Source organism: Streptomyces natalensis ATCC 27448 (assembly GCF_000935125.1).
GTDB classification, from domain to species: domain Bacteria; phylum Actinomycetota; class Actinomycetes; order Streptomycetales; family Streptomycetaceae; genus Streptomyces; species Streptomyces natalensis.
Window position 1 is genome coordinate 19,214 of record NZ_JRKI01000026.1, and the last position, 16,175, is coordinate 35,388.

Below are 16,175 nucleotides of genomic sequence, written 5' to 3' on the forward strand. Positions count from 1 at the left end.
CGGGAAGGACGACTCGTTCTTGCTCTGGATCTCCCCCATCATCAACCACGCCCGCGGGGACGGAAGCGAACTGGAAGGCTTCGGTAGCCGAACAGGAAGTTCGAGTAGATCCGCGTCGGTTCGCCGACGAGTTCGAAGTCAGCGACGGATTCCACCAGGGAGCGGAGGAGGGCGTTCAACGCCGATCGTCCCAGGTAGGAGCCTATGCAGAAATGCGGGCCGTGGCCGAAGGAGATGTGCTTGTTGGGGGTCCGGGAAAGGTTTAGGTCGCCGGGGGCCTCGAACACGGTCTCGTCGTCGTTCGCCGAGGTGTTCCACAGCGTGACGATGTCGCCCGCGCGGACGTCCTTGCCGCCGATCACGAGGTCACGCGTCGCGGTCCGGGCGAAGTGCATGGCCGGAGTCGCCCAGCGAAGCAGTTCCTCCACGGCGATGTCGATCGGGACTCGGCCCTCGCGGAGAGCCTGCCACTGGTCGGGGTGCTCGGCGAGGGCGCGGATCGTGCTGATCGCCGACATGCGTGAGGATTCATCACCTCCCAGGATCAGGCTGTAGCAGTTGAGTGCGACGTCCTCCAGGGGAAGAACGCCGTCGCCCATCACAGCAGTCGCCAGCATGCTGACCACGTCGTCGCCGGGCCTCAACCGGCGCTCGTCGGCCAACTCCATGAAGTAGAGGACGATTTCGTTGCGCGCGCTGAGCGAATCCAACTCGTCCGCGTCCGGCGTCGGCGAGGAGAGCGTCCGCTTGTTCCATTCCAGGAGCTGCTGGCGATCCTGCTCGGGTATGGACAGTAGGTCGCAGATGGTCTGCATCGGGATGTGTTCGGCGATCTGAGTCGCGAAGTCGAACGGCCCGGTCCCGGTCATCGCGCCGACGAGGGATGTGGTGCGCTGGCGTATCCGCTCCGCGACGCCGTGGAGCACCCGGGGGGAGAACGCGCGCTGCATCAGGTTGCGGAGCAGCCGGTGCCTGGGGCGGTCGGAGACCGCGAGCATCCTCCCCCCGGCGGAGTCGTCACCGCGGAGCAGCACGTCCAGGACGGTTCCACGGGCGGAACTCAATGCTTCTGGGTTGTTGTAGGCCGACTGCACGTCGGCGTGTCCGGCCACTACCCAGAACCCCGGGTGCCGCTCGGTGGCCTCATGCCAGTACACGGTTTCGCGCCTGCGGACCTCACGCCAGAAGTCGCGCGGATCGTGCGTGACGAAGGTGGCCGGGTCGGTGAGGTCGAGTGAGTGGACAGGGGAGACGGCCGTGCTCATCCGGGATTCTCTTTCATCGAAGGTCGGTGACGGTTCGGCGAGGTGGGCTCCAGGCCGGACGGAAGCGGCTACTTCAACGCTTGGAGTGCCTGTGCCAGCTCCGACAGGGTGCGCGTCTGGAAGACGGATCGCATCGGCAGGTTCACCCCCAGCTCCTTGCGGATCCGGGTGGTGAGCTTGGCCACGGTCACGGAATTCCCGCCCAGCTCGAAGAGATTGTCCTCGGGATTCACATGCGGCAGACCGAGGACCTCGGTGACCACGCGGTACAAGACCTTTTCAGGCGTGGTATCCCCTTCTGTCGGTTCGGGCGTCGGGCGAGGTGCGACGGGATGCGCCGAGGTGTGCAGCGCTTTGCGATCGATCTTGCCGTTCGGCGAGGCGGGGAACTGTTCGAGCAGGGTGACCGTGGCGGGGATCATGTGCTCCGGCAGGGACTGCGCGACGTGCCGACGTAGCTCAGCACCGGTGACCGGGGAACCGGACCGGGCCTTGACGTATGCGACAACGAGCGCGTCAGCGAGCTGCCCTTCTACCGCTACCACGGCGATGTCGACGGCGGGGTGATTGGCCAGGCACGCCTCGATCTCGCCCAGCTCGATGCGGAAACCGCGGACCTTCACCTGGTCGTCGGCCCGGCCGGTGAAGAAGAGCTCACCGTCGGCCCTGCGCCAGCCGCGGTCTCCCGACCGGTACATCCTGCTTCCCGGCGGGCCGAAGGGATCCGGCACGAACCTGGTCGCGGTCAGGCCCGGACGGTTCAGGTAGCCGCGTGCCAGACCGGTGCCGGCCAGGTAGAGCTCGCCTTCCTGGCGGTCGGGGACCTGCTGTAGCCGCTCGTCGAGCAGGTAGACCCGGGCGCCGGTCCACGGGACTCCGATGCTGATCTCGTCAGCGTCGCTGATGGGTCCGGCGATGGTGGATCCGACGGTCACCTCGGTGGGTCCGTAGCCGTTGAACATGCGCCTGCCGCGCGACCATTCCCGGACCAGTGCTCTGGTGCACGCGTCGCCGGTGGACATGATCGTCCCGCCCTTCAGCGCATTGTCGCTGTCGGTGATGCTCAGGACCACGGGGGGCAGTACCGCGTGCGTGATGTCGTGCTGGACGAGTACCTCTTTCAGGGGCTGACCCGGCAGCAGGTCGTCGGCGTCCGCCATCACCAGGGTCGCGCCGGACAACAGGCCCAGGGTGAGATCCCAGAACGCGGCGTCGAAACTGATCGACGCCCACTGCAGGACGCGGTCGCCAGGGCCGGCGTTGAGCCAGGAGGACTGCGTCGCGACCAGGTCGGGAACACCGTCGTGAGTCACCGCCACGCCTTTCGGCCGGCCGGTCGACCCTGATGTGTAGATCACGTACATCAGGTGGCAGGGCCGGAGCTCTCCTAGGCGCTCGCTCTGGATGATGTCATGACCATGCTCCGATTCACAGGCAGCCCGGAAACCGGGGGCGTCGATCACGATCTCGGGAATGTCCGCTCCGGACAGGCGAGTTCGCGCTGTCCTCAGCAGCAGCAGTGGTTGCGCGTCCGCCAGCATGGAGGACAGCCGGGTCTCCGGATAGGTCGGATCCAGCGGCAGGTAGGCGCCGCCTGCCTTGAGCACGGCGAGGATCACTACCACCAGGTCGATCGACCGTGGTACCGCCACCGCGACCAGTGAGTCCGGCCCCACTCCCTGGGCGATAAGCCGTCGTGCCATCCGGTTCGCTCGGTCGTTCAACTGCGCGTAACTGATCGTCGTGTCGTGGTAGGTGACCGCCGGTGCGCGGGGCGACACCGCGGCGGTGGATTCGAACAGTTCTGGAAAGGTAGAGCCGAGTAAGTGCTTCACTGCGATCCCGCTTTCTCGCTCGTTCGAAGGCTTCGACGGCTAGAGGTGCGGGCGCACCTGGTCGGCAAAGAGCTTCAGGGTGCGCTCCATGACCTTCAGCGGTTGCTGACCGAAGTCGACCTGCCAAAGGATCACGTCCGGTGCGAGCGTCTTGCGGACTTCCCGTACCTTGTCCACCACGCTCTCGGGGGAGCCGAAGAAGGCCGTCGAGTCGAGCTCCGTGTCACTCACGTCATTGCCGTATTTCTTCTGAACGGCCTCCTGGTATCCCTGGTACGCGGGAGAGGACACGTTGTGCCACGAGGCCGCTGCCTCGCTGAATCGGGCCCAGTGCTTCCGGAGCAGCCGTCGGCCCAGGCGGCCGGCCTCGTCGTCCGACTCCGCTATCAGCAGCGGGATGCTGATAGCGACCTTCGAGTGCCGTTCTGTCGTGGAGCCCACGGCCCGAGCGAAGTGGTCCCGGTAGTGGTTGATCATTTTCTGGGTGTGCGCCATGTCCTCGCGGCGTGGCGGGGCGGACATCAGGAGGTTGATCCCCATGTCGCCGATCCATTCGAAGCTGGACTTCGTGAACAGCGCCGCGGCCCAGGTCGGTGGATGCGGTTCCTGCGTCGGAGCCGGGAACGATGTCACGTCGGTGTAGCGGAAGAACGGATTGTCCTCGCTCACCTTCTGCTCGGTCCACAGGCGCAGCACGGCCCGTACGGTCTCCCGGAACCGCTCCGTGCTGCTGTCGAGATCGACGCCAAACGCCTCGAACTCGTAGGGGAGGAAGGCCCGGGCGAAGCCCACGTCCAGTCGGCCGTCGCTGATCGCGTCCAACTGGGAAGTCTGCGCCGCCAACTGGATCGGATGGTGGAAGGATGCCTGGATCCCTCCGGTCATCAGTCGGATCCTGTTTGTGACACTGGCCACAGCGGACAGGAAAATGAGCGGGCTCGGGCAGTATCCGCCGTACGGGCGCAGGTAGTGCTCGGTCATCTTTACGTAGTCCAGGCCCAGTTGGTCGGCAAGGCGGGATACCGCCAGCAGGTCCGCGTAGTAGTCACGACCCGAGCGCTCTTCGGGGCCGGTGTCCGGCAACAGGGAAACTCCGAACTCCACGACTTCACTCCTCTTCTATTGGTTTCGTCAAGGACGCGCTGAATAGATCGTGTTGACCGCCTTGGGTACCGGACCCAGCGACCAGTAGCTGCGCAGTCCGTACAGCAGGGGGTTGGGCGACGGACCAGCCGGTGTGCTCACCTGGAACACCTCGCCGAACACGACCACGTGGTCGCCGACGAGCGCCGTCCCGGCCACCCGGCAGTCCGCAATCGTGTGGGCGCCATCGAACAGGTGCGGCCCTCCGAAGCAGGGCTCGTGCCTCCAACGGACCTGGTCGAAGCGGTCCGTGACGCGGGACGCGAACAGTTCGGCCACGGCCTCGGCCTGGTCGTGGAGCAGGTTTACCGCGAAGCTGGCAGCCCCGAGCAGGGCCGCCAACGTCGGGCTGTCCTGCTGCAGGCAGACGAGCAGGGTCGCCGGCTCGGTCGAGACGCTGGAGACCGACGAGCAGGTCGTGCCCCGGAGCGGCCCGCCGGGCTCCGAGGCCGTCACGACCGCTACGCCGGCTGGGAAGGTCGACATCAGGGTACGGAACTGCGTCGGGGTGACGGTCGGCCGGGCCGTGGTCACGGGTTCCGACATGGCTATCGACGCCCTTCGGTGTGGCTGTGATGGTGCGGTCGCGACTTCCGTTCACCAGCTGACAGGCACTTCCTCCACGCCGTATATGACCTTTCCGTCGATGAACCGCAGTTCTGCCTCCGGCACCGCGAGCCGCAGGGCCGGAAAGCGGCGTAGCAGTGCCGGGTATGCCAGCTGTAGTTCAAGCCTGGCCAGGCTCGCGCCCAGACACTGGTGCGGGCCGAAACCGAACGCCAGGTGGCGGTTGCGAGTGCGGCCCAGGTTCAGCCGGTCGGGCTGCGGGAACTCGTCGGGATCACGGTCGGCCATGTTCGTGGCCGCGATCACGCCCTCCCCGGCGCGGATTGTCACGCCACCGATCGTGACGTCTTCGAGGGCCACCCGCCGACGCCCTGCGTGCGCGATGCTGAGCAGGCGCAGGAGTTCCTCGACCGCGCTGGATACCTGAGCCGGTTCGCCGTCGCGCACCACGGCGGCCAGCTCGGGGTCGCGCAGCAACATCAGTGTCCCGAGGCCGATCATGTGGAAGGTGGTCTCGTTGCCGGCGGCCAGCAGCAGTTCAGCCATCGATGCGGCTTGGTCTCGCGTCAACTCGCCAGTGTGCACGCGACGTTGGACGAGTCGGCCGAGCAGGTCGTCGGTCGGCTCGGTCTCGCGCTGCCTGACGAGCTCCAGGACGTAGTCATGCATCCGGGAGATGCTCTCCCGGGCCAGGTCGGGCGAGGAGCGGGCGTCCAGGCGGACGTTCAGGTGCTCCTCGATGAAGGCGCGGTCGGTGTAGGGGACGCCGAGCACCCGGCAGACCACCATGAAGGGCAGGGGTATCGCGTACGACTCCATCAGGTCGACTGGCCCGGTCTGCCGCGCCATCTCGTCGAGCAGGCTGTCCACGATCTCCGCCACCATCGGGCGCAGTCCTGCGGTCTGCCGTGCGCTGAACTCCCCGACCAGCATCCGCCGGTGGCGCGCGTGTTCCGGATCGTCCATCCCGACGAAGGAGGGGGAGACCTCGTTGCGGATCCGCTGGCCGGCCGAACTCGGCGGGAAGCCCGGTTGCCTCCGGTCGGAGCTGAACCGCCGGTCCGCCAGGACCGAACGGACGTCCTCGTACCGGGTGAGCAGCCAGGGATTGCTTCCGTCCCAGAGCGACACCCGGGTGATCGACTCTGTCCGGCGCAGTTGTTGAAGTTCGGCGGGCAGGTCGAACGGGCAGCCGGGGGTGCGGGTGAATGGGTATCTCGGCAGCTTCTCGCCCCGCGGGCTGACGTCGGAGAGAGGGGCGGTGGACATGTTTGTCTCCTGACCGCACGGCGGCCGGCCAGGCTGCCGCGCATGGGGGGAGGGGCTTCGGGAATGGCCGGGCCTGCTAGCGCTTCCGATAGCGGGCACGGAGGGCCTCGCTCGCGGCCGGGCCCGCCGTGAAGGCGTAGCCGGTGGTGTCGACGCGACGGCCGGTGGCCCGGTCGACGACGACCGGTTCGGCTTCTTCGCCGGTCGTGACGTCCACGAGGATCAGGCTGCGCTGGTCGGGCTCCAGGCGGTGATTGCCCCAAGCCGCCATGACCAGCAGGATCGGCCGGAGGGAACAGCCCAGGACAGTCGGCAGGTACTCGGTACGGGAGATGCCTCCCTGGTCGCCGTGGGGTTCCAGGATGCCGGTGTCGACCAGTGCGGCGAGCCGCTCGGTCAACACCTCAGTCGGTAGTCCGAGGTTCTCCTGGATCGCCGCGAAACTGGTGTGTCCGTCGAAGGTCTCGTGCAGGATCTCCAGCGTCCACCACTGGCCAATCTGGCCGACCGTTCTCGCCAGGGGGCAGTCGGGAATGCGGGCAACCAAGTTCAGCACCTCCTAGCTGTCTGTGGTGCCGCGCAGGCTGGCGGGTCGCAGGTCGGTCCAGTTCTGCTCGACGTGTTCCAGGCAGTCCGCTCGGCTGCTCGGACCGGCGGTGATCGTCCAGCCGGCGGGAAGGTCGGAGAACGTCGGCCATATCGCGTACTGGCCTTCTCCGTTGACCAGGACGTGAAAGGAGGCGTTCTCGTCGTCGAACGGGTTCGTGCTCACAGCAGACTCCACTGTCCGATACGTTCCGGTGCGCGACCGGTGGGGCGGGCGCTCTCGAGATCACTGTGCGGGTCTACCGACGAGGTCCTCGTGGAGTCGGCCGCGCAATCGCCGCAGCTCGGCGAACGGCACGATGATGCGGCTGATCAGGTAGGCGGCACCGGTGGTCCCGCCGGTGCCAGGCTGTTCCCCGAGCATCTTTGACATCAGGGTCAGGTGTCCCACCTTCCAGCGCCAGTACCGGTTGCCGATGTCCAGTAGATTCTCGGCGATCCGGTGGTGGACTCCGGCCTGCGGGCCGCGCCGGCAGACCTCGGCGACCGTGGTGCCGCTGTGTTCCGTCGCCGCGGCGAACGCCTCGTACAGCCTGCCCGGATGCTGATCGTCACCCAGCAGCTCGGCCAGGTAGTGGAACTGCTCCGATTCGGCTCCGCTGGCGCTGCCAAGGTACGGCCGGAATTCGGCGAAGTGCCGTACCGGCAGCTTGTCGAGAGCGGCGAGTTGTTCGAGCAGGATGCGTAACAGCTCCGCCGCCCGCTCCAACAGCTCGCTTCCCGATTCGGGGTCGCTGGGCCCGTATTCGGGGCGGAGGGCATCGACCGCAGCGTCGAGGTCGGCGGCGATCTGCTTGAGCCACAGCTCGCTCGACTGGTGCGCGACGACGAAGAAGTGCTCGGCCAGGATGACCGAACGTTCCGCGGTGTCGGGTGTACGCGGCGCCTGTAGCGAGAGCAGGGTGTCGAGATTCAGGTAGTCCGCATAGGTCAGACTTGTCATCGTGTCACTCCGCGGCAAGGTCTCGTACGAAGTCGAGGATTCGCTTTACACCGATGTCGAGTAGTTCCGGACTGCCGCAGAAAGCGATCCGGATCAGACTCCGCGCCCACGGTGCGGAGTCGAGGGAGAGCACCCGCCCGGTGTCCCCGAGTGTGGGCCGCAGGGTGAACCCGGCTCCTGGTACAACCGCCACGCCCTTGCTGTCCAGCAGGCGCGAGGAAAACGTTTCTGCATCGAGCCCGGTCTTCCGTACGTCCAACAGGGCGTACCAGCCGCCGGCGGGCAGCTCGGCGAGCAGTCCCGCGTCACGCAGCGGTGGGAGCAGCTCGTTGCGGTTGTGGGACACCAGCTTGGCGTTGGACTCTATGGCGGAACGGGCGTGCAGCGCGGCGATTCCCGCGTACTGCACCGGTGTCGACGGCGCGATGATGCCGGCTTCCTGGACGACCCGCATGGCATCCGCGGTCCGGTCGTCGGCGGTGACCACATATCCCAGCCGATAGCCCGTCATGGCCGCGCTCTTCGAGAAGCTGTAGACGCTGTGTACGATCCGCTGGGCGACCGGTACGTCCCGCTCCAGCGCCGCCACAGACGTGTGTTCGCCCTCGTAGACGTAGTGCTCGTACGCCTCGTCGCTGATGACCTGCCAGCCCTGCTCGCGCGCAATCTCCAGCAGCCTGTGGACCGTGTCGGCGTCCAGGACCACTCCCGTCGGATTGGCTGGGGAGTTCAACAGCAGCACTCGGGTCCGCGGGGTCCCGGCCGCGAGGACTGCCTCCGGATCCGGACGGAAGCCGGGGCCGAGCGGGTAGAAGACCGGACGGAACCCGGCGAACAGGCTCTGCTGCAAGTGGACCGGCCAGTGGAGCTCGGGCAACAGGATCTCGGCTCCGGGCTCGACGATGGACCGCAGCAGCGCGGTCAGCCCCTGGGCCGATCCCGGGGTCACGAAGACCCGGGAGACCGCCGTGTCCAGGCCATTCTCCATGGACAGCTTCTCGACCAGGGCCTCGCGCAGCTCCAGGACGCCTTCCACGGACGTGTACTTCGTGTCGCCCCGCCGGATCGCGGCGTGCAGCGCGTCAGCCACCTCGGCCGGCGGGTCGAAGTAGGGGTCGCCGACGTGAAGCTTCACCACCTCGGTACCGGTTTCCCGCTCCCTCACCTCCGCCGCACGAAAGATCTCGTGGAGACATGACGACGGAATCGTCGCGGCGAGAGGCACCCGGTCCCTCGATTCGATCTCTGCGTTGTGCACGATCGTTTCACCTCCGTGTTCCTGGTAGGGCGGCGTCTGTCCGCCAACTCATGCCGTACGGCCTCCATCGACGGGGATCAACGCACCGGTGACCCAGCCGGACAGGTTCGGGTCAAGTAGGCAGCAAACCCAGCGGCCGATCTCGTGACCGTCACCGAACCGCCCCATGGGGGTCGCTGCGGAAAGGTCGTCGTGCAACTTCCGCTGCTCGGCTTCGGTCATGCCCGCATCACGCCACATCGGCGTGTCGACCGGGCCCGGCAGGATTGCGTTGACCCTCACCTGCGGTGCCAACTCCCGGGCGAGCGAGCGGGTCAGGCTGTTCAGGGCGGCCTTGCTCGCACCGTAGAAGGCGCGTCCGGGCATGGACAGGGCGCCTCCGACCGACGAGACGTTGACCACCGAACCGCGTTTCGCCCGTAGTTGCGGAAGGGCGCAGCGGATCAGCTCGGCGGGAGCGCGCACATTGACCCGGAGCATGGTGTCGAATTCCGCGGGGTCGATTTCTTCCAGCCGGCCGAAGCGGGCGACTCCGGCGTTGTTCACGACCGCGTCGAGCTTTCCGAACCTGTCGACGGCCGCTTGGATGATTCGTTCCGCCGCGCCCGGCGCGGTGATGTCGGCCGGAACAGCGTGGAGCGCCTTTCCGACCCGCTCGGCGAGTTCGTCGAGCGGCGCCTGCCTGCGTCCAACGACCGTGACGTCAGCTCCCGCCATGGCCACGCATTCCGCGATGCAGCTGCCGATTCCGGTCCCTGCGCCGGTCACCACCACCGATTTCCCGGTGAGGTCGGGGCCGCCCCGCCCTTCGTACCCGCTCCACTCAGGCTCGGACACTTTCACACTTCCCGGCGAGAGTGGTCATGATGTCGTCGACCAGACCGGCGGTGTCGACCTGTAGGTGGAAATGGCCACCGGGTCGCGCACACAGTGTGAGGCCTTCGTCCGTGGCCTTCGTCCACTCGCCCAGGAGCGGTCCGTTCGCCAGCGGATCCTCCGGGCTGTAGTAGCAGCGAACCGCACAGGGCAGCGGTTCGGCGTCGCACCGGGGCTGATAGGTCTCGTTCGCCATGAGATCGGACCGCAGGGCCGGCAGCACCAGGTCGCGCAGTTCCAGGTTGTCCATCAATTCCTGTTCGACTCCGCCGAGTTCACATACGGACGACCACAGGTCCTCGTCGGTGGCCAGGTGCACGTGACCGCGGCCGGCCCGCCACGGAGAGCGCGATCCGGATACGAACAGGTAGTGCGGCGGCCGATTCCGGTCGCGCAGTGCCATTGCCGTTTCGTATGCGACCAAGGCACCCAGGCTGTGTCCGAACAGCACGAGTTCGCGCGGTTCAAGCCGCATCAGCTCCGCCACAACGTGCGTACTCATTTCGGCAACGCTGGCGACCGGCGCCTCCGGCAGCCGATCTCCCCGACCGGGGTACTGCACCGCCATGAGCTGCACATCCGGCGGCAGCTCCGCACACCACGAATGGAAGCTTCCCGCCGATCCGCTGGAATGCGGAAAGCAGACCAGTCGTAACCTCGGATGCTCGACGGCGTTCAGCCGCCGAACCCATCCCCAATGATGATCACCAGTCAAGATCGCAGCCTAACTGCCCGAAAACGAAAGGTTGTTCACGATCGTGAGCGTCGCATGATTACCGGACGCCAACCGCGAATCTTTCAGCTTTCGGTCAGGCCTTCTCGACGGCGCTCAGTTCTGATCCGCGCCGAGGGCCTGTAGGACCAGTCGTTGCAGTTCCGCTCGTTGTTCGGTGCTGAGCCGTGCCAGGACCTCGTCGGTCGCCTGGTGGAGAATGCGCTCGCCCTGCTTGAGGGTCTCCATGCCGGCGGCGGTGATGACCAGGGCGTGGCGACGGCGGTCGCGGGGGTCGGGCTGCCGCCGGACTTGCCCGGTCCGCTCCAACTCGTCGAGGAGTTTGACCAGGTCGCTGCGGTCCATCGCGATGCGGTCGGACAGCTCACGTTGGGACAGCTCACCGTACTCGTCAAGGCACAGCAGGACGAAGTGGGCCCGCGAGGACAGCCCTTGACCGGCAAACGCGTTCTTGGCCGCGCCGCGGGCGACCCGGCCGAAGTGCGCGAGAGCGAAGACCGGCAGATGGAGGAGGACGGGCGGACGCTCGAGGGGCTCTTCGGTCGACATGGTTGCAGCGTACCGCAACCATAGGTATACCTATTAATGGGAATTCCCACGATCGCGAACTGTCAGTAGCAGCCACGGGGGCCAAGATGTCCATATCGACCACCAGTCCGCCCAGCCGGCCGACTCCGCAGGCCAAGGTGCCGGCTGAGGTGTGGCGGCTCGCGGGCGTCGTCATCCTCGGTTCGTTCATGACGACCCTCGGCTCGTCCCTGGTCAATGTGGGGCTCAACACCATCAGCCGGGACTTCAAAGCGCCGCTGCCGGACGTGCAGTGGGTGACCAGCGCTTACCTGATTGCCTTCGCCGCCTCCTTACCGCTCAACGCGTGGCTGAGCCGGCGGCTCGGCGTCGGCCGTCTGTGGCTGGGCGCCCTGGTCGCCTTCACCGCGGCTTCCGCGCTGTGTGCGCCGGCGCCGAACCTGCCGGTCCTCGTCGGCCTGCGCGCCCTGCAGGGCTTGTCCGGAGCGCTGCTCGTCCCGACCGGCCAGACCCTGATCGGCCAGGCCGCAGGTCCCGAGCGGATGGGCCGGGTGCTGAACGCCACGAAGATCGTCGTGGTGCTCGCCCCCGTCATCGGCCCGACCATCGGCGGCCTGCTCATCAGCAACCTGTCCTGGCGGTGGCTGTTCCTGGTCAACGTCCCGGTCGGCCTCCTGGCCCTGGTGCTCGGCCTGTTGCTGGTTCCCCGTGGCAAGCCCACCGCGGGCAGGCCGTTCGACCTCGGTGGCTTCGCACTGATCGCGGGCGGTCTCCCGCTGATCATCTACGGCGTCACCGTCATCGGCCGGCACCACGGAGTCATCTCCCCGCAGGTACTGGCCACCCTCCCGCTGGGGATCGTCGCGCTCGTCCTGTTCATCTGGCGCAGCCTCACCGTCGCCACCCCCGTGCTCGACCTGCGGCTGTTCGCCAACCGCATCTACACGGCCGCGACCTCCTCGGTGTTCCTGACCGGGGCCGCCCTGCTGGGGACAATGATCCTTTTCCCGCTGTACTTCCAGCTCATCCGGCACCAGAGCGTGATCCACACCGGTCTGCTGATGCTCGGGATCGGCGGCGGCACCGCGCTGTCGATGCCCTTCGGCGGCCCGGCCACCGACCGGATCGGCGGCGGGATCGTCACCCTCTTCGGCCTGACCACAAGTCTTGTCGGCGTGCTGCCACTGGTCTTCCTCGATGCCCACGCCAGTTTCGTCGTGATCGAAGCCCTCCAGGCCGTCACCGGATTCGGCCTCGGGCTCTCAACCATGCCCGCGCTGTCCGTCGCCTACGCCACCGTGCCGCGCGACCGGCTCCCCGATGCCACCTCGGAAGCCAACATCATCCAACGTCTCGGGGGCTCGGTCGGCAGCGTGATGCTCGTCCTGATCCTCGAGAAGGACGGTGCAGCCACGATCGGCGCGTTCCACACGGCCTGCCTCTGCCTGGCCGGGGCCATCTTCCTCGCGGTAGTCCTGGCGACCTGGCTGACGATCGAGGAACGGCGACGACGGCGCCACCAGCAGGCCCCGCAGCGGCATCGGCACCGTGCGGACCGGCCCAGGTCCGCCTCCCTCCGCGGGTGCATGGCGCCAACCGGCAGGCACCGGAGGTAGTCCACGTCCAGACGTTGATCAGACGACGGTGGAACAGGGCTGGAGCAGATACCCGCGCCCCCGCACTGTCTCAAGGGAGAGTTTGACGATGGCGATGCGCTGCCGAAGCCTCCGGATGTGGAGATCAAGCGAGTTCCTGGTCGGCACGCCCACCGAATGCTCGGTAAGTCGCTGCCATAGTTCGTCCCGGTGGACAACCTCCCGGAACCGCGCGACGAACAATTCCATCAACTGCACCTGGGTGCTCGACACCGTGACGGCCCGTGAACCGAAGGACAGACGGCCGACGGAGTCGATCGACGGCACATTGCCGTCGATCAGTCTGCTTCTCAACGTCGCGACCCTGGCCTGCAGATCCAAGCGTGAGATCGGAGGCCGTACCCAGTCCTCGTACGGGTCGCTGGGCACCGGAGGGCTCGCGTCACCTTCGATGACGAGCAGTCGTGGGATTCCATCCCTCATGTACTGGTTCCGTAACTCCGCCTGTGCGGGCCATCGCACGAGCGGAACCTCACCGTTCGTTTTGCCGAACACAATCAACCTCCAGCCGGCCTCTCATCGCCGCGACCGACCGGGTCGCGGCGAGGGGCCGCTGTTCAGAAGTGGCATGGTGGCAGGAGAGCAAGCGCGCACCTCGCCATGCGACGAGGTGCGAGTGGAGTTTCCAGTCGATGGCTTGGGGCGCCCTCTGCGCTGCCCTCGACGAACCGGGGCTCGACGTACCCGTCGTCCCCGCGCAGCGCGGCCGCGCGCAGCCGGTGTACACCGTCGACGCTCCGCATCGTGGGGCGGTGCACCGTGATCGGCGGCAGCGCCGTCTGCACGTTGGTCAGGGCGCAGATGTGCCGCGGGTTCTCCCCCTCCAGAAGTGAAAGGTGGGGCGAGAGAGGGGAGTTGATACCCATGACCTCAGGACAGGAGCAACGAACTGCAGTTATCTGCTTCTTCACCGAGGAAGGGAAGACATGCATCACGTGCCAGTTCACCTGCCAGAGACATCAGCGCAGGGGTTGGGGCGAGATGGACGTCCTGTCCACACAGAACCTTGTTCATGTGAGCAAACAGACATGGACCCCCCGTCCACCTTCGCTGCCAGCTTCTGTACCGTAGAGACACGGATGAACTCTGTCAACTAGCATGGATGTTGACCTAGTCCGACGGTCATCCTGGCGAACGTAAGGAGCCTGTATGTCATCCCTGGCCGACAAGATCGACAGGCTGTTCACCACGATCCGGACGAATGGACGCGAGTACACCTACGAAGAAGTCGCCCGTGGCTGCAGCAAGTTGAGCGGCGGCACATTCTCGAAGACGTACGTCTGGCAGCTGCGGACCGGGCAGCGCGACAACCCCACCAAGCGGCACCTTGAGGCTCTCGCAGCGTTCTTCCGTGTGCCGGTCGCCTACTTCTTCGACGAAGATCTAGCCGCCCGCATCGAGTCCCAGTTCGCATTGGCTACCGCGATGCGCGACGCAGATGTACGGGATGTTGCCTTGAGGATCATGAATTTGGACGATCAAACCCGCAAATCCATGGTCCGCATCATCCAGGAGATCACGCAGATGCGTCAGCCCAAGACTGACTCGGAACAGACCAGCGGGTCCTGATCTCCCCTCACTCCGAGACCGACGCGGCAGCCACAGATGGATTCAAGAGGGAGTGAGTGACGCCGGGCCATGACCAAATTACCTCGACGTGTGAACCGAACGCAACGTAAACGCTCAGCGCAGCTGCTGGAAAACTGCCAGCAGCAGCTGGCGAGCTTAAGGCTTCCAGGGGCTTTTGACACCAGGATGTTGTGCGAGCACATCGGCCGGCAACGGGGGCACCCGATCCACCTCATCCCCATGGTGATGCAGGCGTCCGACCCCTGCGGACTCTGGATAGCCACCAACGATGCCGACTACATCATTTACGAGGCCAACACCAGCAAACTCCACCAGGAGCACATCATCGCCCACGAACTCGCCCATATGATCTGCTGTCATCGCGGGACCGGTGAACTCGACAAGGCCAGCATGAACCAGCTGTTCCCGGACCTCAATCCTGAGCTGCTGCGCGATATATTCGGCCGCACGACCTACTCCGACAGACAGGAGGAAGAGGCGGAGATCATGGCCTCGTTAATTCTCGAACGAGCCAATCGCCGGCCCCCCGGAACCACCTGGAAGGTGCCCCCCGAGGCCGCTGAGACCGTCGCACGGATTGAACGCTCGCTGAAGAACTCTCCAACCAGCACATCATAGAGGTAGGTAGGTCCGCCCTCTGATCCACCTGCTCATTGGAGTTGCTGTGACCGGAGCCGAGAGCATTGTCTTCCCCCTGCTTGCTACGTTATGTTGGGCGGCATTCTTCTATAAGATCCGCAGCCTGAGGTTCGAACGGCGCGCCCCGGCGCTGCTCGCTTTATTGACCGCTTTCGCTTTGAAGGGCACGGCGTTCGTGCTCGCAACGCCTGTGGTGGCTCGGGCCGTTGACCGGCAACTTGGTATACCTGACATAGCGGCACTGTGTATACACCTTCTCGGTGGCGTGGCCTTCAGCGCCGCAGTGCTCGTAGTGCTGGTGTTCTGGGCGCACGCGCCCGAGCAGGCGTGGCCGAGAGCTCGGTGGCGACTTGGTATAGCCGTGATCGTAATGCTCACGATGCTGTCATTGTGGATAGCGGCGGCAGCCGGGTCATCGGGACGCTCAACACACTATCTCGTGCAGAACGCTAATCGGCCCGTGGTAGATGTGTATTTGCTCCTGTACGTGAGCACGCTGCTGGTGGCACTGGTCGAGATCGCTCGTCTGTGTCGCAAATACGCCGAAGTCTCAGGGCACCCATGGCTGCGCCGTGGGTTGCGCGTCACAGCCATGGGTGCACTGATCTATTCGATCAACTTCGTGAACCGGGCTTCGGATGTCGTCATCGAACAACTCGATCTCAACCCACTGAAGTGGGAGATATTGACATTACTGGGCGCGGGGATTGGCATACCACTCATCGTCGGCGGTCTCACCATACCGTCCTGGGGACCTCACCTTTCGACCCTGCATACTTGGTGGAACAATTACCGCACCTACCGCAGCCTTCACCCATTGTGGCTCGCGATGTATCAAGAGCTTCCCGAGATCGTACTGCCTCCCCCGGCATCGACCTTGTCAAACCTGAACTATCGCTTGTATCGCCGGATCATCGAGATCCGTGACGGGCAGATTGCGTTGCGCCCCTATATGAATTCTGAGATATCAGTGAGGACGGCCAAGCTGGGCAGGGAAGCTGGCCTAGCCGGCAATGAGCTTCGGGCAGTAATTGAAGCGGCCCAGCTCAAGGCAGCATTGGGGGCCAAAGTGAAAGGGGGCTCTGTTCCAGTTGAGTCAAGAGCCCGTGATGACTTCCACGTGCTCTCCGATCTGTCCGGTGGTGACGATCTAGCCAGTGAAGCTCATTGGCTGTCGCAGCTCGCACGAGCCTTCATGCACTCGCCGGTTGTCGCAGCATCGGTGATTGATCGCTGCAGTCAGCGGACTGAACGATGAGGAGGAGCAT

At 65.6% G+C, this 16,175-nt stretch carries 18 protein-coding genes; 4 read left to right on the forward strand and 14 right to left on the reverse strand.

Annotation, left to right across the window (positions count from 1 at the left end; translation table 11 throughout):
- Positions 1-41: 41 nt before the first annotated feature.
- The 12 genes from SNA_RS15850 to SNA_RS15905 all read right to left on the reverse strand — a co-directional run bounded on the left by SNA_RS15850 (position 42) and on the right by SNA_RS15905 (position 11,044).
- Positions 42-1,265 (reverse strand): cytochrome P450, encoded by a 1,224-nt coding sequence (locus SNA_RS15850; protein WP_030063116.1) that lies wholly within the window; start codon positions 1,263-1,265, stop codon positions 42-44.
- A 68-nt stretch (positions 1,266-1,333) separates the two neighbouring features.
- Positions 1,334-3,100, reverse strand: coding sequence for an amino acid adenylation domain-containing protein (locus SNA_RS15855; protein WP_044365545.1), 1,767 nt, complete (start codon positions 3,098-3,100; stop codon positions 1,334-1,336).
- 39 nt (positions 3,101-3,139) lie between these two features.
- Positions 3,140-4,204, reverse strand: a complete 1,065-nt coding sequence (locus SNA_RS15860; RefSeq protein WP_030063118.1) for an LLM class flavin-dependent oxidoreductase — start codon at positions 4,202-4,204, stop codon at positions 3,140-3,142.
- Between the two features lie 27 nt (positions 4,205-4,231).
- Positions 4,232-4,777: a flavin reductase family protein gene (locus SNA_RS15865; protein WP_241779681.1), complete on the reverse strand. Its 546-nt coding sequence runs from the start codon at positions 4,775-4,777 to the stop codon at positions 4,232-4,234.
- 63 nt (positions 4,778-4,840) lie between these two features.
- On the reverse strand, positions 4,841-6,079 hold the full coding sequence (locus SNA_RS15870; protein ID WP_051877035.1) for a cytochrome P450: 1,239 nt from the start codon (positions 6,077-6,079) through the stop codon (positions 4,841-4,843).
- A gap of 76 nt (positions 6,080-6,155) precedes the next feature.
- A complete protein-coding gene (locus tag SNA_RS15875; RefSeq protein WP_030063121.1) occupies positions 6,156-6,635 on the reverse strand; it encodes a winged helix-turn-helix transcriptional regulator in 480 nt (159 codons plus the stop codon).
- Positions 6,636-6,638: 3 nt separating this feature from the next.
- Positions 6,639-6,851, reverse strand: a complete 213-nt coding sequence (locus SNA_RS15880) for an MbtH family protein (protein ID WP_030063122.1) — start codon at positions 6,849-6,851, stop codon at positions 6,639-6,641.
- Between the two features lie 60 nt (positions 6,852-6,911).
- Entirely contained in the window at positions 6,912-7,628 is a 717-nt protein-coding gene (locus tag SNA_RS15885; RefSeq protein ID WP_030063123.1) for a tryptophan 2,3-dioxygenase family protein, read from the reverse strand.
- A 4-nt stretch (positions 7,629-7,632) separates the two neighbouring features.
- Entirely contained in the window at positions 7,633-8,886 is a 1,254-nt protein-coding gene (locus tag SNA_RS15890; RefSeq protein ID WP_241779682.1) for a pyridoxal phosphate-dependent aminotransferase, read from the reverse strand.
- Between the two features lie 48 nt (positions 8,887-8,934).
- Complete coding sequence (locus SNA_RS15895) at positions 8,935-9,723, reverse strand: SDR family NAD(P)-dependent oxidoreductase (protein ID WP_078969939.1); 789 nt, start codon at positions 9,721-9,723, stop codon at positions 8,935-8,937.
- Positions 9,710-10,477: a thioesterase II family protein gene (locus SNA_RS15900; RefSeq protein WP_044365547.1), complete on the reverse strand. Its 768-nt coding sequence runs from the start codon at positions 10,475-10,477 to the stop codon at positions 9,710-9,712. Before SNA_RS15900 ends, SNA_RS15895 begins: the two co-directional genes overlap by 14 nt.
- 114 nt (positions 10,478-10,591) lie before the next feature.
- Positions 10,592-11,044, reverse strand: coding sequence for a MarR family winged helix-turn-helix transcriptional regulator (locus SNA_RS15905; protein WP_030063127.1), 453 nt, complete (start codon positions 11,042-11,044; stop codon positions 10,592-10,594).
- An 86-nt stretch (positions 11,045-11,130) separates the two neighbouring features.
- Between SNA_RS15905 and SNA_RS15910 the strand changes: the two genes are divergently transcribed.
- Positions 11,131-12,639 (forward strand): DHA2 family efflux MFS transporter permease subunit, encoded by a 1,509-nt coding sequence (locus SNA_RS15910; RefSeq protein WP_198535045.1) that lies wholly within the window; start codon positions 11,131-11,133, stop codon positions 12,637-12,639.
- An 18-nt stretch (positions 12,640-12,657) separates the two neighbouring features.
- Here SNA_RS15910 and SNA_RS15915 read toward each other — a convergent pair whose 3' ends face one another.
- Together SNA_RS15915 and SNA_RS39620 are read right to left on the reverse strand one after the other, a co-directional pair.
- On the reverse strand, positions 12,658-12,999 hold the full coding sequence (locus SNA_RS15915; protein ID WP_198535046.1) for a winged helix-turn-helix domain-containing protein: 342 nt from the start codon (positions 12,997-12,999) through the stop codon (positions 12,658-12,660).
- Positions 13,000-13,235: 236 nt separating this feature from the next.
- Complete coding sequence (locus tag SNA_RS39620; RefSeq protein WP_078969941.1) at positions 13,236-13,544, reverse strand: hypothetical protein; 309 nt, start codon at positions 13,542-13,544, stop codon at positions 13,236-13,238.
- A 283-nt stretch (positions 13,545-13,827) separates the two neighbouring features.
- Between SNA_RS39620 and SNA_RS15920 the strand changes: the two genes are divergently transcribed.
- The 3 genes from SNA_RS15920 to SNA_RS43870 all read left to right on the forward strand — a co-directional run bounded on the left by SNA_RS15920 (position 13,828) and on the right by SNA_RS43870 (position 16,165).
- Positions 13,828-14,247 carry a helix-turn-helix transcriptional regulator gene (locus tag SNA_RS15920; protein WP_030063130.1) on the forward strand — a complete coding sequence of 140 codons (420 nt, stop codon included), beginning with the start codon at positions 13,828-13,830 and terminating at the stop codon, positions 14,245-14,247.
- 90 nt (positions 14,248-14,337) lie between these two features.
- Complete coding sequence (locus SNA_RS15925; RefSeq protein WP_241779683.1) at positions 14,338-14,886, forward strand: ImmA/IrrE family metallo-endopeptidase; 549 nt, start codon at positions 14,338-14,340, stop codon at positions 14,884-14,886.
- A 46-nt stretch (positions 14,887-14,932) separates the two neighbouring features.
- On the forward strand, positions 14,933-16,165 hold the full coding sequence (locus SNA_RS43870; RefSeq protein WP_241779684.1) for an MAB_1171c family putative transporter: 1,233 nt from the start codon (positions 14,933-14,935) through the stop codon (positions 16,163-16,165).
- Positions 16,166-16,175: the final 10 nt, after the last annotated feature.